16 protein-coding genes, 1 tRNA gene and 1 pseudogene are annotated in these 19,668 nt (G+C 70.2%); 6 read left to right on the top strand and 12 right to left on the bottom strand.

All coding sequences use genetic code 11. The features are described 5' to 3' along the window. Positions 1-357 precede the first annotated feature (357 nt). Positions 358-1,410, top strand: a complete 1,053-nt coding sequence (locus ACIP5W_RS22665) for a class I fructose-bisphosphate aldolase (RefSeq protein WP_401476361.1) — start codon at positions 358-360, stop codon at positions 1,408-1,410. A 696-nt stretch (positions 1,411-2,106) separates the two neighbouring features. Here the strand turns inward: ACIP5W_RS22665 and ACIP5W_RS22660 are convergent. Continuing rightward, on the bottom strand, positions 2,107-2,547 hold the full coding sequence (locus ACIP5W_RS22660) for a universal stress protein (RefSeq protein WP_401476358.1): 441 nt from the start codon (positions 2,545-2,547) through the stop codon (positions 2,107-2,109). Between ACIP5W_RS22660 and ACIP5W_RS22655 the strand changes: the two genes are divergently transcribed. Continuing rightward, complete coding sequence (locus ACIP5W_RS22655; RefSeq protein WP_401476355.1) at positions 2,546-3,289, top strand: IS3 family transposase; 744 nt, start codon at positions 2,546-2,548, stop codon at positions 3,287-3,289. The two genes, ACIP5W_RS22660 and ACIP5W_RS22655, sit on opposite strands and share 2 nt — an antisense overlap. Before the next feature lie 40 nt (positions 3,290-3,329). Then, positions 3,330-4,655 carry a chloride channel protein gene (locus ACIP5W_RS22650; RefSeq protein WP_401476352.1) on the top strand — a complete coding sequence of 442 codons (1,326 nt, stop codon included), beginning with the start codon at positions 3,330-3,332 and terminating at the stop codon, positions 4,653-4,655. A 45-nt stretch (positions 4,656-4,700) separates the two neighbouring features. Here ACIP5W_RS22650 and ACIP5W_RS22645 read toward each other — a convergent pair. From ACIP5W_RS22645 to ACIP5W_RS22605, 9 genes and pseudogenes are all read right to left on the bottom strand, one after another. Next, a pseudogene (locus tag ACIP5W_RS22645) lies at positions 4,701-4,916 on the bottom strand (hypothetical protein); the annotation flags it as partial. Positions 4,917-5,184: 268 nt separating this feature from the next. Beyond that, entirely contained in the window at positions 5,185-7,197 is a 2,013-nt protein-coding gene (locus tag ACIP5W_RS22640) for a tetratricopeptide repeat protein (protein ID WP_401476349.1), read from the bottom strand. Positions 7,198-7,995: 798 nt separating this feature from the next. After that, positions 7,996-8,346, bottom strand: a complete 351-nt coding sequence (locus tag ACIP5W_RS22635) for a hypothetical protein (RefSeq protein WP_401476347.1) — start codon at positions 8,344-8,346, stop codon at positions 7,996-7,998. A 268-nt stretch (positions 8,347-8,614) separates the two neighbouring features. Continuing rightward, positions 8,615-9,229: a TetR/AcrR family transcriptional regulator gene (locus ACIP5W_RS22630; protein WP_401476344.1), complete on the bottom strand. Its 615-nt coding sequence runs from the start codon at positions 9,227-9,229 to the stop codon at positions 8,615-8,617. After that, positions 9,229-10,077, bottom strand: coding sequence for an oxidoreductase (locus ACIP5W_RS22625; protein WP_401476342.1), 849 nt, complete (start codon positions 10,075-10,077; stop codon positions 9,229-9,231). The genes ACIP5W_RS22630 and ACIP5W_RS22625 overlap by 1 nt, the downstream gene beginning before the upstream one ends. Positions 10,078-10,305: 228 nt before the next feature. Continuing rightward, a protein-coding gene (locus tag ACIP5W_RS22620) for an IS5 family transposase (protein ID WP_401476340.1) occupies positions 10,306-11,123 on the bottom strand; the annotation gives its coding sequence in 2 pieces (ribosomal slippage) (positions 10,306-10,781 and positions 10,781-11,123; 819 coding nt in all). 122 nt (positions 11,124-11,245) lie between these two features. After that, positions 11,246-11,318, bottom strand: a tRNA-Arg gene (locus ACIP5W_RS22615). Positions 11,319-11,378: 60 nt separating this feature from the next. Then, entirely contained in the window at positions 11,379-13,055 is a 1,677-nt protein-coding gene (locus ACIP5W_RS22610) for a helix-turn-helix domain-containing protein (protein ID WP_401476337.1), read from the bottom strand. 247 nt (positions 13,056-13,302) lie between these two features. Continuing rightward, positions 13,303-14,631, bottom strand: a complete 1,329-nt coding sequence (locus ACIP5W_RS22605) for a M6 family metalloprotease domain-containing protein (RefSeq protein WP_401476334.1) — start codon at positions 14,629-14,631, stop codon at positions 13,303-13,305. A gap of 441 nt (positions 14,632-15,072) precedes the next feature. Here ACIP5W_RS22605 and ACIP5W_RS22600 point away from each other — a divergent pair, with 441 nt between their 5' ends. Both ACIP5W_RS22600 and ACIP5W_RS22595 read left to right on the top strand, forming a co-directional pair. Further along, the gene (locus ACIP5W_RS22600; RefSeq protein WP_401476331.1) at positions 15,073-15,720 is read left to right on the top strand and encodes a TetR/AcrR family transcriptional regulator; all 648 of its coding nucleotides are present in this window, start codon (positions 15,073-15,075) and stop codon (positions 15,718-15,720) included. A 239-nt stretch (positions 15,721-15,959) separates the two neighbouring features. Beyond that, entirely contained in the window at positions 15,960-17,495 is a 1,536-nt protein-coding gene (locus tag ACIP5W_RS22595) for an MFS transporter (protein ID WP_401476328.1), read from the top strand. A gap of 39 nt (positions 17,496-17,534) precedes the next feature. Here ACIP5W_RS22595 and ACIP5W_RS22590 read toward each other — a convergent pair whose 3' ends face one another. Further along, complete coding sequence (locus ACIP5W_RS22590) at positions 17,535-18,044, bottom strand: MarR family winged helix-turn-helix transcriptional regulator (protein WP_401476325.1); 510 nt, start codon at positions 18,042-18,044, stop codon at positions 17,535-17,537. Between the two features lie 133 nt (positions 18,045-18,177). Between ACIP5W_RS22590 and ACIP5W_RS22585 the strand changes: the two genes are divergently transcribed. Continuing rightward, the gene (locus tag ACIP5W_RS22585) at positions 18,178-18,987 is read left to right on the top strand and encodes a dioxygenase (protein ID WP_401476322.1); all 810 of its coding nucleotides are present in this window, start codon (positions 18,178-18,180) and stop codon (positions 18,985-18,987) included. 139 nt (positions 18,988-19,126) lie between these two features. Here ACIP5W_RS22585 and ACIP5W_RS22580 read toward each other — a convergent pair whose 3' ends face one another. Beyond that, positions 19,127-19,645, bottom strand: coding sequence for a GNAT family N-acetyltransferase (locus ACIP5W_RS22580; RefSeq protein ID WP_401476319.1), 519 nt, complete (start codon positions 19,643-19,645; stop codon positions 19,127-19,129). Positions 19,646-19,668: the final 23 nt, after the last annotated feature.

Raw genomic sequence — 19,668 nt, 5'->3', positions numbered from 1 at the left:
CGCGGCACTCGCTTCACCTCCCGGCCCAGGGACGGCCCGTCCGCCGGGAACAGGACGCGGCACCGCGCCCCGGCCTCACGACGGGGCGGACGGCCGGCGGGCCGAGCGGCCGGCGGAGCGTGGGCGACGACACCGTGTGCGCGAACAGCCGGCCGCCGTCGGCGGGGCGGAAGGACCGCACCGCCGCGAACAGCCGGCCGCCGTCGTCGGGGCGGAAGGACCGCACCGCCGCGTACGGCCGGGACCGGCACCTGGAGAAGGACACCGGCACGGCGGGTACGGATTCGTGTGGGCCCCGCGGTCGGGGGAACCCGGGACTCGCCTCTGGCACTTCCGAACGACCGGAGAGGTGAGCCGATGACCGACATCCAACGCTTGCTGGGCGACGAGGCCGGGGATCTGCTGACCTACACCGCCCAGGGGATTCCCCAGGAGGACCTGGTACTCCCAGGTCATGACTTCGTCGACCGGACCGTGGCGGCGACCGACCGCTCACCCCGGGTGCTGCGCAACCTGCAGTCCCTCTTCGACCACGGCCGCCTGGCCGGCACGGGGTACGTGTCGATCCTGCCGGTCGACCAGGGCATCGAGCACTCCGCGGCGTCGGCGTTCGCCGCCAACCCCCGCTACCTCGATCCCAGGAACATCGTCGAACTCGCCGTCGAGGGCGGATGCAACGCCGTCGCCAGCACACTCGGCGTACTCGGGGCGGTGTCGCGGCGGTACGCGCACAAGATTCCCTTCATCGTGAAGTTGAATCACAACGAGCTGCTGACCTACCCGAACCACTACGACCAGATCATGTTCGGCAACGTCGAGCAGTGCTTCGAGCTCGGTGCCGCCGGCGTCGGCGCGACGGTCTACTTCGGTTCGGAGCAGTCGGACCGCCAGTTGCAGGAAGCCAGCGAGGTCTTCGCGCGCGCCCACGAGCTGGGCATGTTCACCGTGCTGTGGTGCTACTTGCGCAATGCGGCGTTCAAGAAGGACGGCGTGGACTACTCGGTGTCGGCCGACCTCACCGGTCAGGCCAACCACCTCGGCGTGACCATCGAGGCCGACATCGTCAAGCAGAAGCAGCCGGAGAACAACGGCGGCTATCCCGCACTGGACTTCGGCAAGACGGACAGACGCCTGTACGACGGGCTCACCACCGACCACCCGATCGACCTCACCCGCTGGCAGGTGGCCAACTGCTACATGGGCCGGGTCGGACTCATCAACAGCGGCGGCGCCTCCGCGGGAAAGGGGGATCTCGCGCAGGCCGTACGGACAGCGGTGATCAACAAGCGGGCCGGCGGGACCGGGCTCATCACCGGCCGCAAAGCCTTCCAGCGGCCCACCAAGGAGGGCGTCGAACTCCTCCACGCCGTCCAGGACGTCTACCTCGACGACAGTGTCACCGTGGCCTGACCGAACTCCACCGACTCCGCGCCGTGGGCACTGGCCGCCCGCCGGGCCCTACGGCCGTGGCCAGGATTCCCGACGCCTCCACCCGGGGCGGTCCTCCGGTGGGAACTGGTGAAACGTTCGTTTGACGGTCGGCGAACGAGCGGCCGATGACGAACCGGAACGGCCGGCTACGGGGACGAACCGGAACGGCCGGCTACGGGACGGCGTCACACCGGTCAGCGGCCGGCACGGATCATCACGGTGAGCACCGGCGAGGACGGCGACGGCCGGCTCCGCCCGATGTCCCAACACCCCCACGACCTGTAGAGCGCGTGGACCTTTCCCCGTCCCCGGCGGCCGGGTCGACCATGGGGATGACGGGTGCCGGCCGCGGGTGGGCAGGAGGCCTTCCGCGTGAGGAGGTCTTCCGTGTGGGGAGGTCTTCCGTGTGGGGAGGAGGGCTTCGTGGATGCGGCGGGCAGTGCCGGCCGCCGTGCTCGGCCCGACAGCGCCGGTCCACGGGAGGGCACCAGGCACCACGGCACCAGGGGCCCTCTCGCCATCGTTGTCGAAGGCGTCGTGGAGGTCCGCAACCGCCTCACTGCCGCCGGCCCCGCGCCTGTGTCCTTCCGAAAGACCGCGGTGCTGCAGGACAGCGTGCCCCGGCTCCCCAGGCCCCAGGCACACAGGCCCACAGGCCATCGGGCGAAGGCCGCGTCAGTGGATGACCACCACAGGGCAGGTCGCGTGTTCTACGACACGCTGGCCGACCGACCCGAGCAGGGTTTCCGCGAAGCGGCCGTGCCCCCGGTTCCCGACGACCACCAATTCGGCATCCCGTGCCTCGCTGACCAGGACCTCGGCGGGGTTGCCCTCGAGGACGGCGCTCCCCGGCGCGCTCAGCCCCGCCGCCGAGGCGACATCACGGACGGCTTCGTCCAGCGTCCGGCGTGCGGCGCTCTCGTACGCCGTCAAGGAATCACGGTGCGGGACCAGTCCGCGCGCCTCATCCGGAAGCTGCCAGGCGGAAACCGCCTTGACCGTCGCGTGTCGTACCTCCGCTTCCTCCAGTGCCCAGCGAAGTGCGCGCTTGGACGCCTCCGACCCGTCGACGCCGACAACGATCTGATCGACATCCGGCGACCTTGTGCCATCCATGAGTAGCCCCTTCCTGTCCCCCCAACCCATCATCCTTCGGGTGGAGCGACACTGCCACGCCGGCGTCCCAGCGACATCGGTACAGGTTCCACGCCGGCGCCGGACGGTCCGTGACCTGCGCGAAGAGCCACCCAAACCCGGTGATCGAGGCCGCCTCGGCTTTCTTCGCGGCCGAGCCCGACCGGCCGTCGAAGCGTTCGCAGCGTTCATCGACGGGCATCGGCAGGTGTCCGGAGCCGAGCCGGTCCGCAAGGTCCTGGCCGGCTACGGGCTGAAGATCGCGACGAGCACCTACTGCGCCGCCGAGAAGAGGCGGTCCAGCCCGCGGTCGGTGCGGGACACGGAGCCGAAGACACGGAGCCGAAGACGCGAAGCCGAAGACGCGAAGCCGAAGACACGGATCGGCCGCGTCCACGCGGACGACGTCGGCGCCCACGGAGTGCGGAAGATCCGCAGACAGCCGCACCGCGAGGGCATACCGGTGGCCCGCCGCACGGTCGCCCGGCTGATGCGCGACCTCGGCCTCCAGAGCGTCCGACGGGGCCGGAGCGGTCCGAATGCCCGGCCGGCCGGCTCGGCGGGCCACCCGGCCCAAAAGATCCGGTCGGTCGAGGGCGACGCGTCGGAGTTACCCGCATGGGCGGCGTTGAAGTGCCCGCGAGGGAAAGGCCTGCCAGGCTCGGAACCGCGCCTCCCGCACCAGGTGGCAGGGCGTTTCAGGTTCGCCGAAAGCGGCCGGTGAGACCACCGACGAGGTCCGCGTTCGCGAGGAGGCAATGCGCATGCCGGTCGCCAGGGCTGGACCCGAGGCCGCGTCACCCCCGGACCCGCAGACCCTTCTTCGGAGCCGCGAGTACCTGGTGCTCCTGCTGCTGGCCGCGCTGATCGGCGTGCCGGTGTCCGCGGCGGCGTTCGGTTTTCTCGCGCTGGTCGATGAACTCCAGTCACTGCTCTACACGGATCTGCCCAAGTCGCTGGGGTTCGGGGGAACGCCGTTTTGGTGGCCGTTGCCGCTGCTCGCCCTGGGCGGCCTGTTCACCGGGCTGACGATTCGATACCTGCCGGGACACGGCGGCCATGAGCCGACGGCCGGTTTCAGGACCGCCGGCCCGCCCACACCCGTCGAGCTGCCCGGCATCTTTTTCGCCGCCCTGGCGACGCTCTGCTTCGCCGCCGTCCTCGGGCCCGAGTCCCCTCTCCTGGCGCTCGGCGCGGGGCTCGCCGCCGGCGCCGTGCGCATGATCGAGCGGGACCCGCCGGAGCAGGCGAGCGCGCTGCTGGGCGCGGCGGGCAGTTTCGCGGCCGTCAGCTCCCTGTTGGGATCCCCCCTGCTCGGAGCGTTCCTCCTGATGGAAGCCTTGGGGCTGGGGGGTCCGATGATGGCTCTGGTGCTGGTGCCCGGCCTGCTGGCCGCCGGCATCGGCGCACTCGTCTTCGTCGGACTGGGAAACTGGACCGGTCTGGGCACCTACTCGCTGGCCCTGCACGCCGTACCCGAAGCGACGCGCCCGACAGCGGCGGAATTCGGCTGGGCTCTGGTCATCGGACTCTCAGCCGCACTCGTGGGCGTGGGAATCCGATGGCTCGCCGTCCGGCTCAAGGCGCACGTCGAGAGGCGACGGGTGCCGGCCACGATGGTCATGGGCCTGGTCGTGGCGGGGCTGGCGATCGGCTACGCGGAGGGCACCGGCAAAGAAGCGACCGACGTGTTGTACTCGGGGCAGACGGCGCTGGATCCACTCCTCACGCACAGCGCCGCGTATTCGGTCGGGGCGTTGTCGCTGCTGGTGTTGTGCAAGGGCCTGGCCTACTGCGTATCGCTCAGCAGTTTCAGGGGAGGCCCGATCTTTCCCGCGATGTTCGTGGGAGCGGCGGGCGGCATCCTGTTCTCCCACCTGCCAGGCCTGAGCCTGGTCGCGGGGTTCGCGATGGGCATCGGAGCGATGAGCGCCGCAATGCTGAGACTTCCGCTGGTCTCCGTCCTGCTCGCCACACTGCTGATCGGGTCGCAGGGGCTCACCGTCATGCCGCTGGTGATCGTCGCCGTCGTGGTCTCGTACGTCGCTACGACGAGGCTCACCCCTCCCCCTGCCCCGCGAGCCACTTGATCCGGCTCGTGCCGCCCCTTGCCGGACCGTCCGCTCACGCATCGCTCACACGCTGTCGACTGCTGAGCAGCGCGTGGCCGGACCTGCCCGGGGTCGAATCTCCACCGGGAAGGGGGCCGCCACCTTGGGGACGCCGGTGAACACGTCTCCATCCCGGTAGGTCTTCGTCGCGGGGGCGAGGAGGTGGGCGTACACGAGAGGGACGCCTGTCGCGGCCCGCTCGATCCGCCAGTAGAAGCCGATGCCTGCCTTGGCGTGCTGGGGCGACGCCGGGGACCGTGGGCGTACGTCGTCGTTGATGTCAGCTGTGGATGTCAGGCAGGCCGAGGCACCATGCCGACCGCGCGGTAGTCGTACCCGTCCTGCTTCTCCGTGACGGGCCGACCCTGGACCACGGCGTCTTGCGGCGTCCTGCCGGGCAGCCGCCTTCTGTCCCGGCCTTCGTCGACATCTCCGCGACCTCGCCGGCAAGGAGTCGCCGGCCGATCATTGGCCCCGCGCTCCGGGGAGCCGGCGGCCGTCCCCGCATTCAGTGCGGGTGCGAAGCCTGGGCCATGAGGTCTCTGATCTCCCTCAGCGTCAACCCGACGCTTCCGTCCTCGCCCCTGTCGGCGATCTTCTCGAAGTGTTTCGCGGCCGTCTCGAGGTCGCCCCTGCGCCGGGCGAGGATGCCGGCGTAGCGGTTGCCGTGCAGGTGGCCCGGGTACTCCTCCAGGATCCTCGCCACGATGTCTGCGGCCTCCTCGTCCTGCTCCGACTTCATGAGCAGATCTGCGAGTTCGGGCCGGGGATCGAGCCTGTTGAATCCGTACCGTTCACGCTCGAACTCCGCATACCGCTCGACGGCGCGCCGCAGCCACTCGACGGCCTCCTCCTCGCGCCCGAGGCCGCGCAGCGCACGCCCCAAGTAGTACGACGCCTCGACGATGCCCTCCTCCCAGGCCATCACCAGCCATCGTTCCGCCTCGGCGTGGCGTCCGTACCGGACCATGCTCATGCCCGCCAGGCAGGCCGGCCGGGCCAGGCCCGTCCTCGCCGCCCGTACATACCAACGCTCCGCGAACTGCGGGTCGCCGCGGCGTTCCTCGCAGATCCGGCCCACGTGCCAGGCGGCCCGGCCATGTCCGAGCAGCGCCGCCCGGTGGTACCAGACACCGGCCGAGCGTTTGTCCCCGGCCTCGGAGTGGATCTCGGCGATGTCGTACGCCGCCTCGGCGTCCCCTGCCGCCGCCGCAGGCTCGTAGAGCGGGAGCATGTACGTGCCCTTGGCGCCGCCGAGCTGGTACTGCATGCGGCCGAGGCAGAGGCCGGCTCGAGGAGTGCCGACCCGGCGATACCACTCGGCGGCCTCGGGCAGCCGGCGCAGCCGGTCGAGCGCGTCGGCGTAGGCGAACATCTCCTCGGGGCCGGCGCCGTCCGCCTCGGCGGCGGTCCGCAGGCCGGGCAGACGAGTACGGCGCTCGGTGTCCGCCGAGCTCTCGGGCTCCGCCCGCAGCTCGGCGATCTCCCTGAGCGTGTCGACGATCAGCTCCTGGACGCCGTTGAACGAGTCGTAGTTCTCTTCGTCCACCCCGGTCCTGCGCAGCCACTCCTCCGCCTCGTCGAGCCGGCGCTGACGCTTGCACAGCACACCGAGCCGGAGGCAGGCGAGGTCGTGGCCGCCGTTCTCCTCGGCTGCGCGGAACCATTTCTCCGCCTCCCGCAGCTCGCCGCGTTCCTCCCACCAGATCCCCAGCACGAAGGCGGCACCGGCGTATCCCCGTTCGTGGCCGCGCTCGGCCAGGGCGCGGGCCTCCGGCCATCGGCTTGCATCCCGCTCCACGAGGATGGCCTGGTTCACGAGCGCCCGGGCACTGCCGAGCGCGGCGGCCCGGGTGTACAGCGCCTCCGCTGCCCCCACCGTGCTGGGATAGGTGTCGAACATGCCCTGGTACTCGGGGTCGCGCAGGTCACTCAACGCGTCGTAGGCAGCCTCGGGGTCCCCGTCTCGCTCGGCCGCCGCGAGCGCGTCCCCCCATCGTTCCAGGTCGTCCAGGATGCGCTCGATGATGTGGCGAGCCTGGAAGGCCTTCCGATCTCCTCTCTCGCACGCCTCGCCGAGCCGGGCCAGCGCCTCCTCCCACGCACCCTGCCCGGCAAGCATCACGGCCCCGTTGGTCACACACTCCAGGCTGCCCAGCTCGGCGCCCCGCGCGTACCACTTCTGAGCCCCGGCCTGATCCCCCGCCTCCTTCAGCAACGTGGCCAGCCCGAACGCACACCCCCCGTCCCGGTCGGCGGCCATGCGATACCACCGCTCGGCCTCCGCGAAATCCCACCGGTCCTTGTGAACGACGGCGAGCGTACGAGCCGCCTCGGCATCCCCTTCCTCAGCCGCCGCCTTCTCCCACCAGGGCAGCGATTCGTCCACCTGGCCCTTGGCGGTGAGGAGTTCGGCATACGCACGTGCCGCACCGGGCCGACCGGCCTCGGCGGCAGCCGACTCGGCCTCGCCCGTCACGGCGTCGGCGTTCTGCGACCTGGATGACGCTTGCTCACGCATCCGCAGATCCTGCCAGAAGGCCGCCGACGCTTCCCCGGCAGGACCATTGCCCCGGAAGGTCACCGTCCCGCCGCGCGACTCCGGTCCTTCTCGGCGGTCGGCTTTCCCGACGTGACACAACGTCCCGCACAGAGGCAGTCGGCGTGGATGCCGGCCACACTCTCCAAGTGGTTGCCGTACCGGCCGGACAACGCCGCGGAGACGCCCCGCTCGTCAGTGACCGCCCGCGTTGATACCAGCCGTGGATGACAAAGGCCGCCCGCCTACGGAAACCCGTAGGCGGGCGGCCTTTGACCTTGTGCCCCCGGCAGGATTCCAACCTGCGACACCCGCTTTAGGAGAGAGGCTGGGGTGTCGTGCCGGTGACCTGGGGCTTCGATGACTGGTGAGATGCCCAGCAACTCGACCGCCAGACACCCCGTTGACCGTGGTTGACCGCTGCATCTGGCACGACAGTGGCACGAACCTCAGCCGACGACAGTAATCCAGGACGGCGAGTGCTGCGACCGACCACGCACGCGTATGCGTCGCTGCACCCACCGTCCTGAGCCACGCTACTGGCTTTCGCCGTCGACCCAGAGCAACCTGCGGAGGCCGGCCCCGTTGCGACGGAGCGCGGGTTATCAGCTTGCCAAGCCGTGGTCCTTCACGGCTGGTTTTGGGCGCTGAACTCGGCGAACGGCCGATCCGCGTCCTCGTCGTGCTCGGCTGCCACCCCCTCTAGCCTATTGAAGATCGAAAACGCTGCATTCCAGAGAGGGAACCTTTGCGTGCGTGTGCTGTCGGGTCGCCACGCATTCACTGGCGATTCAGCCGTTCTGTTAGATCCTTGAGTCTGGGTACTACTTCGGTTTTCATCCATTGCGGCAGGTGAGCAGCGTGCAGGACATGGGATGCGTAGCGTTCGGTTACGACAATGTCGCAGTACGGCACCGCGACGCTTAGTGCATCAATATCGAAGATGTCGTTCGGCTCCCATGACTTCTCGCGGTTACGATGTGTCGCTTCCGTGAGGGCCGCATGGATGTCGGCGCTTGGCATGCAGTCCGTGAAGGCCCTGATCGACTCTCTGCCCGTGACTACTTCGGCAAGCGTTCTGCCTCGGTCAAGGAGTGCCTGGGTGAGCATGTCGATGACTTCGAGAGACATGTACCGGGCCTGTACTGCGTCCCGCAAGCGGTTCCGATGTTGCGGATCATTGTCGAGGCGTTCAGCTAAGGCTTGTCCCGTACGTGACCTTCCAGGTCTTGCAAACCTGATCCGGAAGGCCCATACACGGGAGTTGTGGACACCAGCTCCCGTTGATCGGAGGTACGGGACGTTGTGCCCCGTGGGATTTCCGCTGTCGGAGTGTCTGGATGGTGGGCCTCGGAGTCGCGGGGTTCGGTTTCGCGCCTCACCGTCCACACCAGATGCATCAGGTGATCAGGCCGGCGCTGATCAGCCAGATGTGTTCGCAGGTTGAAGATGCCTTTTGCAACTCCTCGCGGGACTCTTGTGAGGCGTGGTAGAAGGTCCGCTCGATCATCCAGCACAGAGCGCGTGCCATCGCCGACGCTTGTTCTGGTTCGGTGCCGGCCTGAATGCCGGCTCGTTCCAGGACGGCGGCGATGGCTGTGATGAACAAGTCGGCCGTGTGGTTCCACAGTTCGCCGATCTCCGGCACGGTCAACGACAGGTCGATCGCCGTGCGCATGACCAGGCCGTGTTCGTTCCACAACTCGACCGTGCGCTGCATGGCTGCTGCGATGGCCTGGCGTGGTTCGTCGGTCTGCGCGGTGGCTCGGGACCGTTCCCAAAGGTGCTCGACGGTCCGGGCCACGAGTGCCGTGACCACTTCTTGCTTGGAGCCGAAGTAGAAGTACAGGGCGCCGCGTGTGATGCCGGCGCCCTGCGCGATGTCGCCAACGGTCATGGCGTCATAGCCCTGTTGTGCTAGCAGAGCTTCGCAGGTGTCGAGGATGGCCCGCTCCCGGACGTCACCCTTGCTTTCGGTGGTGCGTCGGCTCCTGGCGGGGTGGTGGCCGGACATCAGAGCTGAGCGCCCTCGGCGAAGTCGGTGGTACGGGAGAGGTGCTCCCATGCGCGGATGTCCTCGTCCACGGCCGCGCGCGCGGCGGTGACCAGTCGCAGCGCGTCCGAGCCCAGGACGAGGTGGGCCGGCGGCTGGTCGACCGACGCGATGTGCACGACGGCCTCCCCGGCCTTGGCCGGATTGCCCAGCTGGTTCCCGCTGGCCTTCTGCCGCGCTTCACGGATGGGGGTGAACAGCGTGTCGTAGTCGTCGATGGTCCGCGCGGTGCGTGTCATGGACCGTCCGGCCCAGTCGGTGCGGAAGGAGCCGGGCTCGATCGCCGTCACGTGGATCCCGAACTGTGCGACCTCCTTGCCCAGTGCCTCGAGGATGCCTTCCAGGGCGAACTTGCTGCCGCAGTAGGCGGACATGCCGGGCACGGCCATGAGTCCGCCCATGGAGGTGACGGCCATCAGGTGTCCGCGGCGGCGCCGACGCATGTGGGGCAAGGCGGCCTGCAGGGTGGCCACTGTCCCGAATACGTTGACCTCGAACTGCCGCCGCACCTCGGCCAGCGGGGTTTCCTCGAAGGTGCCCTCAAGGCCGTAGCCGGCGTTGGCGACGACGACGTCCAGGGGGCCGACGCTCTGCTCCACCTCCGTGACCACGCTGGAGACGGCGTCGCCGTCGGTCACGTCCAGGATGCGGCCGTGAGCGTGCCCGGGTTCGAGCTCTTCGAAGGCCCGCAGATCCTTCTCCGCGCGAACGGTGCCGACGACGGTGTGTCCGGCGGCCAGGGCGGCTTGGGCGAAGGCACGTCCAAGGCCCGTGCTGACACCGGTGATGAGCCACTTCTGCTGCTGCACTGCTCCTCCAGAAAGGTCTCGCGAGGAGCTGGACTGCCCCTCACCCAGAGAGTCTACACAGTGTCGATTTTAATCAGCGGGATGCTGATTCTGCCCCAACGGCATCATGCTCAGGTGAGGTCAGTCCGGCCCCTCACCGACCCGCTCGCCTCGGCTGAAACGATCACGGCGTGACTGGAGTGATCACGGCGCCGGTGCCGTCCTGGATAGGCCCCTTTGGACCGTGTCCTACGTGGTGAGGCGGATGAGTCGCTTGTAGCAGCACATGGCGGCGGCGAGGCCGAGAAAGGCCAGGTAGTTGCGGGGATCGCGCTCGTAGCGAGGGCTGAGTCTGCGGTAGCCGGACAGCCACGACATGGTGCGTTCGATGACCCATCGGCGTCGCCCCAATCGTTCGCTGGACTCGATGCCCTTGCGGGCGATGCGGACTCCGATGCGCCTGCCGCGAAGCCATCTGCGCAGGTCGGCCCGGTCGTAAGCTTTGTCCGCGTGCAGGCGCTGGGGCTTGAAGTACCGGCCGCGGTGGGGGTCGTGTCTCGTTTGGTGACCCTCCGCCATGGGCTTCAGCCCTTCGCTGTCGTGGGTGTTTCCGGCCGAGACGCCGACGAGGAGGGGCAGTCCGTTCGCGTCCGACAGGACGTGCATCTCGGAACCCGGCTTGCCCCGGTCCACGGGGCTCGGACCTGTGTGTTCGCCCCCTTTTTAGCCCTCACGTGGGCGGTTTCCAGGACGACTCGGGTGACGTCGATGAGGCCGACGTCGTCGAGCCGGTGCAGCACGGCCTCGTGCAACCGCCCCCAGAGGCCGGCTCTCGACCAGATCAGGAACCGGCGGTGGGCGGTCGACTTCGATATGCCGAAGCAGGGCGGCAGTTGGCGCCAGGCGCAGCCGCTGACCAGCACGTAGATGATCGCGGCGAACAGCGTCTCATCAGGCGCGTCCTGCGTTCCACCACCCTGCGGTCGCACCTTCGACGGCGGGATCAGCGGCTCCGCGATCTCCCACAGCCCGTCCGGAACAATCCAACTCCACGTACCTCGCCCCATGAACGGACCAACGACCGCCTCACCACGTAGGACACGGTCTTAGTGGCACGCGTGTGGCACGACCCCGAACGCGACGAAGGGCCGGCCCGGGAGGAAACCCTCCTGAGCTGGCCCTTCTTCTGTGCCCCCGGCAGGATTCGAACCTGCGACACCCGCTTTAGGAGAGCGGTGCTCTATCCCCTGAGCTACGAAGGCGTGGGCCCGTGTGTGTGGGTCCAGGCGTCAGCGTACCGGAATCGGTTGGGGGTGTGGGGGTCAGGTCAGGGGGACGGGGGTGAAGCGGGAGGCTGTGTGGAGGTCGGTCTCGATGTGGGTGGCTGTGGTGGTCAGGGCGGGGAGGAGGGTGTCGAGGCAGTCCTGGGGTGTGCGGCGGGCGGTGTGGGTGGAGGTGGTGAGGGCGGCGACCGTGTGGCCGGTGCGGTCGTGGAGGGGGACGGCGAGGGTGCGGACGCCTTCCTCCAACTCCTCGTCGGCCAGGGCGTGGTCCTGGTTCGCCAGGAGGACGCGGCCCACCGCCGTGTCCGTCGTGGCCGGCAGCCGCGTGCCGACGCGGATGTCGACGCGCATGACGTGGCGGGCGGTCACCCGGGCCGTGTACTGGATCTCGTCGCCCGTCTCGGTGCGGGCCGCGAGGCAGGTCGTTTCCTGGATGCGGTCGGTCAGGGCGCGCAGGTGGGGTTCCGCGAGGCGGGGGAGGGAGGTTCCCGCGAGCGGGGGGAAGCCGAGGGAGAGGACTCGGGGGGAGAGGGAGAAGGTGCGGTCGGCGGCGTTGTGGGTCACCAGGTTCAGGTGTTCGTAGGTGATCAGGGCTCTGCGGGCCGTCGCCCTGGCCAGGCCCGTGGCCTTCGCCACCTCTGTCAGGGTCAGGGCGGCCCGGTCCTCTCCGAACGCCGTGAGCACGGTCAGGCCGCGGGCCAGGGACTCGATGAACTCGCGGCCCAGTTCCTGCTTCGACGCGCTTGTCCAGGTGGCCAGGCCCGCGGGCTGCGGGCCCGGTTCGGCGTGCGGGGCCCGGCGCAGGTCCTCCTCCATCACCGCAACGGCCCTACGGAGCCGGGGGAGGAGGGTGTCGCGCAGGTCGGCCGCCGTGTGCCGGCTGGTGTGGCTGACGACGTTGGCGACACAGGCGAGGCGTCCCGTACGGGGGTCCCGTACGGGCGCGGAGACCGCCACCAGGCCGGGTTCGATCAACTGGTCGTCCAGGGACCAGCCGTCCGCGGCCGCCCGCTCGGTCCGGTGTACGAAGTCCCTGTCGCCCCTGCCGCCCCTGTCGCCCCTGCCGCCCCTGTCGTCCCTGTCGCCCTCGTTGTCTTCGTTGTTTTCGTTGTTTTCGTTCGGCTCGTCCGGGCGTGTGGCCGGGGCCGGGGGGACGGCGGGGAAGGTGCGGTCCTGGGGGTCCCTCGACCGGCGGGTGCGCCAGCGGGTCCAGTCCGCTTCGGTCCATTCGGTCGCGAACAGCGGGCCGGGGGCGGTGCGTTCGGCCGGGAGCAGGTCGCCGATGCGGAAGCTGAGGGACATCGCGCGGCGGCGGGTCGCCTGGTGGATGAAGCGGATGCCGTCGCGGTCGGCGACCGCGAGCGACACGGACTCGTCGAGTTCGTCGGCGAGGGCGTCGGCTCGCGATCCGAGGAGGACGGGCAGGCGCAGGGCGGCCAGGTAGGCGTTGCCGAGTTCCATCACCCGCGGGGTCAGGACCGCGTCCCGGCCGTCCAGGCGGACGTACTCCATACGGGCCAGCGTCGCCACGATCCGGTCGACCGTGGAACGGGCCAGGCCGGTGGCGCGTTCCAGGGCGCTCGGGCTCATCGTGCCGCCCGCCGCGGTCAGCGCCTCCAGGACGGCGACCCCGCGGATCAACGGCGTGACCGCCTCCTCCGGTACCCGGCTGCTGTCCGGGGCGGTGGCGGTCGGGGTGGTCGTCCTGGCGGGCATCGTCTCTCCGGTACGGCTGTCGCGGGTACGGCAGTGGTGGGTACGGCGGTGGTGGGTACGGCGGTGGCGGCAGGTCGCCCACGGCGTCGGCGGGTACGGCGGTCGCGGCAGGTCGCCTACGGTAGCCGCGCCCCCGCAACCCCGCCGTCCGGGCCACCGGCCTCCGCCGGGACACCCTGCGGTCGGCGGGGCCGGTCGCACGCCCCGCGGCCCGCGAAGGCCGGTCGCACGCCCCGCGGCCGGCCGGCTACTTGCGGGTGATCCGCACCCGGTACGTCCCCTCCAGGTCCGCCGCCACCACGGAGATGCGCACCCCTCTCTCCGTGTCCTTGAACATCTCGCCCGGCACGAGCGGCGCGTCGGACAGTTCGGCGTGGACGTTCGGGCTGCGGGTGCAGCCGCCGCTGTCGCGCTGGGAGTCGTGGACGGTGACCGGGCCCATGCCGGTGTCGATGTTCGCGTCGACCCGGTAGACGAGGACGCCGGGGCGGCACACCGCCTCGTCGTTGCCGCCGCGGGTGCGCAGTTCGACGGCGTACCCGGCGCGGCTGTTGAGCGGGACGAAGACCAGCTTGGGGCCGCCCCGTTCGGAGAGGGGGGTGAGCGCGTACTCGCTGGTGCCGGGGGCGGACGCGCAGCCGATCTGGTCGGCGTCCAGCCAGCCCAGCTTCCATTTGTGCCAGCCGAGGAAGTCGTTGTTGGCGCCCCAGTCCTCGCTCATGATGTCCCAGTGGCCGACCGCGCCGCCGCCCTCCTGGGTGTAGAGGTCGGGCAGGCCGAAGACGTGGCCGTTCTCGTGCGGCAGGACGCGGTAGCCGGTGCGGTCGTAGGAGCCGGAGCCGTCGTCCTGGCGCGAGTAGACGAAGGACGCGTTCGCGACGGGGACGCCGTCGGCGACCGGAGCCTCGTGGTTGCCGGCGAACGTCACCGACAGGACGGTGTCCAGCGCGGAGGGGCCCGCGTTCGGGGTGACCAGCACGTTCAGGAGGTCGTACGCCCGGAAGTCGACGGTCGGGTCGGCGGCGGCCACGATGTCCTGGACCAGTTCGCGGTAGCCGGGATCGAAGGGCGCGCCGCGCTCTATGCCGTACGACCGGAACGGCTTGGGCATGCGCAGCCAGTCGGGTACGGGGGTTTCGGCGCGGTAGTCGAGGCGGCCGTAGGACGCGGTGCGGAACCACTCCTGGGTCTGGGGGAAGAACTCGCGGAACCGGTCCTGCGCCTTGCCGCGGCCGGGCGCGTCCGAGAAGTCGATCATGAGGGTCAGGGCGCGGACGGTGCCCGTGGCGCGGGCGTAGCCGCCGGTCGTCGGGACGCCCTCGGACATCTGGACGGCGGATCCGGCGGTGATCAGGCAGGGGGCGAGGGCGGGGGTGCGGGCCAGCGAGATCGGCCCCGCGCCGGCCGGGCTCGGGCGCGGCGCGAGGTGACCGGTGCCGGCCGAGGTGCTGACCGCGAAGGTCAGGGCGGTCACGCAGGCGAGGCCGGCCGTGCGCCGCCGGCGTATGCGTCGGCGGAGCGGCTCCTGGGGCGTGCCGCGACGGCCTGCCCCGGGTCGCTCAGGCTGCGGCTGCATGCGGGAACCCTTCGCGCCAGGCAGCCGCCGGTCACCGGCTGCACCCTTTCGATCACCCTCGTGGGGAGCGGTCGGTGGCGCGCGCTGGAGCGGCCGATCGTGGGTTACCGGGGGGTAGGCGCGAGGCGGGAGAGGTTGTGACCCAGGTCACGTGAGAAGAATCGGCGTCCGGGAAATAACCGGGGATCGTCTCCCCGTTTAGTCATGTGTCCGAGCGAAACGGGGACCGCTTCCCCGGATCGGGCGACAGCGGCACCATCAGCAGTACGTCGCAGCACCATCAGTGCCATCAGTGCCGGCGGCGCCATCGGCACTGGCGGCACCACCGGTGTCGACAGCAGCCTCAGCATCATCGGTACCGACGGCGGCACCAGCGCCGGCGGTACCGACAGCAGCACCAGCAAGCATCGCCCGTCACGTCATCGACCCGAGGAGTACGCCGTGCAGACCGCCACCGCCCCCGCGCAGCGCAAGGTGACCCGGCCGCGCGCCGACGCCCTGCGCAATCGGGAGCGGATCGTCACCGCGGCCCGCGAACTGTTCGTCGAACTCGGCCCCGAGGTGCCGCTCGACGACGTCGCCCGCCGGGCCGGTGTCGGCAATGCCACGGTGTACCGCAACTTCCCCGACCGGCAGGCGCTCGTCCGCGAGGTCGTCTGTTCCGTCATGGACCGCACCGCCCGGGCGGCCGCCCGGGCGCTCGCCGAGACGGGCGACGCCTTCGGCGCGCTGGAGCGCTTCGTGCACGTGGCCGCCGACGAACGCGTCAGCGCGCTGTGCCCGATGATCGCCGGCACGTTCGACGAGAACCACCCGGATCTCCTGGCCGTCCGCATGCGGGTCGAGCAGCTTGTCGAGGAGGTCATGGAGCGTGCCCGGCAGGCCGGTCAGCTCCGCGACGACGTCGGCCCCGGTGACCTGATGGTCGCCGTGGCCCAGCTCAGTCGGCCCCCGGCGGGCACCGCCTGCCTCAACGCCGACCGCTTTCTCCACCGCCATCTCCAGGTGTTCCTGGACGGACTGCGGGCCCCGGCCCGGTCGGTCCTGCCGGGTACGGCCGTGACCATGGAGGACCTGCGCCAGGCCTGAGCCACCGCAAGCCACCGCGAGCCACCCAGAGCAATCCCGAGCCACCCAGAGCAATCCCGAGCCACCGAGAACGACCACCGGCCCGGTCGCCGAACGACTGATCGGCGCCGTCGGTCCACCGATCCTTTCCGCAGCCGTCGCCGTCGCCGTCGCCGTCGACGAGCCGCGATCTCGCTCCGCCCGTTTTCTTTCGCCAAATCATGACTTTTCCGTTACGAAGTTCCGAAGTGGGTACCTCCATGTCTGACACAGCCACCACGGCTCCGGGCCTCCGCCACGCGGACCCGGCCCGCTGGAGAGCGCTCGTGTTCATCGCGCTCGCCCAGCTGATGGTCGTCCTCGACGCGACCATCGTGAACATCGCCCTGCCCTCCGCCCAGCAGGATCTCGGGATCTCCGACGGCAACCGCCAGTGGGTCGTCACGGCCTACGCCCTCGCCTTCGGCGGGCTCCTCCTCTTCGGTGGCCGTATCGCCGACCTCTGGGGCCGCAAGCGCACCTTCGTCCTCGGCCTGGTGGGCTTCGCCGCGGCCTCGGCACTCGGTGGCGCGGCCACCAACGAGGCGATGCTGTTCGGCTCCCGCGCGCTCCAGGGTGCCTTCGGCGCGCTGCTCGCGCCCGCCGCGCTCTCCCTGCTCGCCGTGATGTTCACGGACGCCAAGGAGCGCGCCAAGGCGTTCGGCATCTACGGTGCCATCGCGGGTGGCGGCGGCGCGGTCGGCCTCATCCTCGGCGGTTTCCTCACCGAGTACCTGGACTGGCGCTGGACGTTCTTCGTGAACATCCCGTTCGCGGTCGTCGCCGCGGCCGGTGCCTACTTCGTCATCCGTGAGCCCGAGGGCGGCCGCAACCGCTCCCCGCTGGACATCCCGGGCGTCATCCTGTCGACCCTCGGCCTGGTGGCCCTGGTCTACGGCTTCACCCGCGCCGAGTCCGAGGGCTGGAGCGACGCCCTGACGATAGGCATGTTCGTCGCGTCCGCGGTGCTGCTGGCGACCTTCGTGGCCGTCGAGGCGCGGGTCGCGTCCCCGCTGCTGCCGCTGCGCGTGATCACCGACCGCAACCGCGGCGGCATCTACCTCTCGCTGGGTCTCGCGATCATCGCGATGTTCGGCCTGTTCCTCTTCCTGACCTACTACCTCCAGATCGTGAAGGGCTACACGCCGGTCAAGACCGGTTTCGCCTTCCTCCCGATGATCGTGGGCATGATCACGGGCTCGACCCAGATCGGCACCCGGCTGATGACCCGGGTCGCGCCCCGGCTGCTGATGGGCCCCGGCTTCCTGGTCGCCGCGCTCGGCATGCTGCTGCTGACCCAGCTGGAGATCGGCTCCTCGTACGCGGCCCTGCTGCTGCCCGCGATGCTGCTGCTCGGCCTCGGCATGGGTACGGCGTTCATGCCGGCCATGTCCCTGGCCACCCAGGGTGTCGAGCCGCGGGACGCCGGTGTCGCCTCCGCGATGGTCAACACCTCGCAGCAGGTGGGCGGCGCGATCGGTACGGCGCTGCTGAACACGATCGCGGCCTCGGCCACGACCTCGTACATCGCCGACCACATCGGCAACGCGGGCACCCGCTCCCAGCAGCAGCTGGTCCAGCTGGAGGGCCTGGTGAACGGCTACACCAGCGCGATCTGGTTCGCCGTCGGCATCCTGGTCGTCGCCGCCACGATCGCCCTGACCTTCGTCAACGCCGGCAAGCCGGACATGAGCGCGGTCACGGGCGCCGGCGAGGGCGCCGAGGAGGCCGTCCCGGTCCCGGTGGTCGCCCACTGATCCGACCGACGTACTGACATACCGCCCCGGCTGCGGCGGTCAGCGCAGCCAGGGCAGGTCGGCACCCGCTTCGCTCGGCTGGAGTCCCTCGGCGACGATCTGCATGATCTCGCCGAGGGACTTCTGCTGTTCCGGGGTGAGCCGGTCGAAGAGCGCGTTGCGTACGGCGGCCACGTGACCCGGCGCCGCGCTCCTGAGGACGTCCAGGCCCTCGTCGGTCAGCACCGCGAACTGGCCGCGCTTGTCGGAGGGACAGTCCTCGCGCCGTACCCAGCCGTTCTTCTCCAGGCGCGCGACGGCGTGCGAGAGGCGGGAGCGGGTGATCTTGGCGTCCCTCGCGAGTTCGGTCATCCGCAGCCGGCGGTGGGGGGACTCGGCGAGCTTGACGAGGAGGCCGTAGTAGACGTGCGGCATCCCGGCGTCGCGCTGCAGCTGCCGGTCCATGTGGTCCTCGAGGAGGGTGGTGGCGTGGAGGTACGAGCGCCAGATGCGCTGCTCCTCCGCGGTGAGCCATTGCGGCTCGGGAGCGGGTGCGGCTGCCTTCGTCATGCACTCCACTCTACGGGCCCCATCCTTGAAATTTAAACAAGTGGGGTCTACAGTCATGTACGGACAGGAAATTTAGAGTTCAAGGAAATGTGGGCCCGTCCGAACACGTCGAGCCGCCGAGGGAGTTGCCGCCATGTCCGCCGCCACCCAGGAACGTGCCGTTCCGCAGGAGCGCATGCCCGCCCTGTACCTCAGCCACGGCGCCCCGCCCCTCGCGGACGATCCCGTCTGGCCCGGTCAGCTCGCCGCCTGGTCCGCCGACCTGCCCCGCCCCAAGGCGATCCTCATGGTCTCCGCCCACTGGGAGGAGGCCCCCCTCGCTCTCGGCGCGGTCGATCCCGTCCCCCTGGTCTACGACTTCTGGGGCTTCCCCGAGCACTACTACCGGGTGCGCTACGACGCCCCGGGCGCGCCGGCGCTCGCCGAGAGCGTGCGCAAGCTGCTGCGCGCCCCTGGCACCCCCGTGCAGGACATCCCCGACCGGGGCCTCGACCACGGCGCGTACGTCCCGCTCGTCGAGATGTTCCCGGCCGCCGACATCCCGGTCCTCCAGATCTCCATGCCGACCCTCGACCCCGTGAAGCTCATGGAGATCGGCCGCAGGCTCGCGCCCCTGCGCGACGAGGGGGTCCTCGTCGTCGGCTCCGGGTTCTTCACCCACAACCTGGCCGCGCTGCGGCACACCGGCGGGGGAGTGCCCACCTGGTCCTCCGAGTTCGACGACTGGGGGCGGCACGCCCTGGAGACCCGGGACTGGGACGCCCTGCTGGACTTCCTGCACAAGGCCCCGGCCGGCCGGTACGCCCACCCGCGCACCGAGCACTTCGCCCCGCTGTTCGTCACCATGGGCGCCGCGGAGGTCTTCGGCGAACTGGACGCGCAGAAGTCGGTGATCGACGGGTTCTGGCTGGGGCTGGCGAAGCGGTCGATGCAGTTCGGCTGACCCGCCCGGCGGGCGACACGCTCGTCCGCCGGCCGACACGCCTGCCCGCGGGCCGGCGCGCCTGCCCGGTGAACGGCCCGTCCGCCGGCCCGTCGCTGACCCGTCCGCCGGCCCGTCCGTCGCCCGGTCGACCTGTCGGCTAGAGGGCCTTCTCGTACCAGGCGACGTCCCAGTGGCGGCCGAACTTGCGGCCCACCTCGCGGTAGGTGCCCACGTGCCGGAAACCGAAGCGTTCGTGCAGGCGCACGGACGCTTCGTTGGGCTGGGCGATGCCCGCGTACGCCCGGTGCAGGTCCTCGCCGGACAGGGCTTCGAAGAGTGCCTCGTACAGCAGTGTGCCGACGCCGCGGCCGCCCGCGTCCGGGCGGAGGTAGACCGTCACCTCGACGGAGGTCGCGTAGGCGGGCTTCGCGCGGAAGGGACTGGAGGTGGCGTACCCCAGAATTCCCTGTGAGTGCGGGTCCGTGGCAACCATCAGCCGGTACGGGCCGTCTTCAGGGTGGGAGAGCAGCCAAGGGCGGCGTTCCTCCGGAGTGAAAATCGCGGTATCGAATGTGATCGGCGTCTCACGTACGTAGTGGTTGTAGAGGTCGGTGAGGGCTTCGAGATCCCTCTCCATCCCCGGCCTGACCTGCACTTCTGTACGTTCCGACGGCATACGTCCTCCTCCTGGGGCCGGAC

This window comes from Streptomyces sp. NPDC088766 (assembly GCF_044750845.1).
GTDB lineage: Bacteria > Actinomycetota > Actinomycetes > Streptomycetales > Streptomycetaceae > Streptomyces.
This window is presented reverse-complemented; position numbering and strand designations above follow the sequence as displayed.

Bases quoted from the DNA above. Each gene is read 5' to 3' on its own strand.
- ACIP5W_RS22665 (WP_401476361.1), top strand. From the start codon at position 358: ATGACCGACATCCAACGCTTGCTGGGCGACGAGGCCGGGGATCTGCTG.
- ACIP5W_RS22655 (WP_401476355.1), top strand. From the start codon at position 2,546: ATGAGTAGCCCCTTCCTGTCCCCCCAACCCATCATCCTTCGGGTGGAG.
- ACIP5W_RS22660 (WP_401476358.1), bottom strand. From the start codon at position 2,547: ATGGATGGCACAAGGTCGCCGGATGTCGATCAGATCGTTGTCGGCGTC.
- ACIP5W_RS22650 (WP_401476352.1), top strand. From the start codon at position 3,330: ATGCCGGTCGCCAGGGCTGGACCCGAGGCCGCGTCACCCCCGGACCCG.
- ACIP5W_RS22640 (WP_401476349.1), bottom strand. From the start codon at position 7,197: ATGCGTGAGCAAGCGTCATCCAGGTCGCAGAACGCCGACGCCGTGACG.
- ACIP5W_RS22635 (WP_401476347.1), bottom strand. From the start codon at position 8,346: ATGTCTCTCGAAGTCATCGACATGCTCACCCAGGCACTCCTTGACCGA.
- ACIP5W_RS22630 (WP_401476344.1), bottom strand. From the start codon at position 9,229: ATGTCCGGCCACCACCCCGCCAGGAGCCGACGCACCACCGAAAGCAAG.
- ACIP5W_RS22610 (WP_401476337.1), bottom strand. From the start codon at position 13,055: ATGCCCGCCAGGACGACCACCCCGACCGCCACCGCCCCGGACAGCAGC.
- ACIP5W_RS22605 (WP_401476334.1), bottom strand. From the start codon at position 14,631: ATGCAGCCGCAGCCTGAGCGACCCGGGGCAGGCCGTCGCGGCACGCCC.
- ACIP5W_RS22595 (WP_401476328.1), top strand. From the start codon at position 15,960: ATGTCTGACACAGCCACCACGGCTCCGGGCCTCCGCCACGCGGACCCG.
- ACIP5W_RS22590 (WP_401476325.1), bottom strand. From the start codon at position 18,044: ATGACGAAGGCAGCCGCACCCGCTCCCGAGCCGCAATGGCTCACCGCG.
- ACIP5W_RS22585 (WP_401476322.1), top strand. From the start codon at position 18,178: ATGTCCGCCGCCACCCAGGAACGTGCCGTTCCGCAGGAGCGCATGCCC.
- ACIP5W_RS22580 (WP_401476319.1), bottom strand. From the start codon at position 19,645: ATGCCGTCGGAACGTACAGAAGTGCAGGTCAGGCCGGGGATGGAGAGG.